We start from the raw sequence: 205 nt of genomic DNA, 5'->3' as shown, positions 1-205 counted from the left end.
GCTTAGAGGCTTTTCCTGGAAGCGTAGCATCGGTTACTTCATCACCGTAGTGACTCGTCATCACGCCTCAGTGTTAACGGTGTTCCGGATTTTCCAAAAACACCCACCTTCACGCTTAAACCGGGACAACCGTCGCCCGGCCAACCTAGCTTTCTCCGTCCCCCCTTCGCAGTAACAACCAGTACGGGAATATTAACCCGTTTCC

At 52.7% G+C, this 205-nt stretch carries 1 rRNA gene; it reads right to left on the bottom strand.

Annotated features, from left to right (window positions below):
• Positions 1–205: ribosomal RNA gene (locus MFP24_RS00005) — 23S ribosomal RNA — on the bottom strand; the annotation flags it as partial.

The organism is Brenneria tiliae (assembly GCF_023347575.1).
GTDB classification, from domain to species: Bacteria; Pseudomonadota; Gammaproteobacteria; order Enterobacterales; family Enterobacteriaceae; genus Brenneria; species Brenneria corticis.
This window is presented reverse-complemented; position numbering and strand designations above follow the sequence as displayed.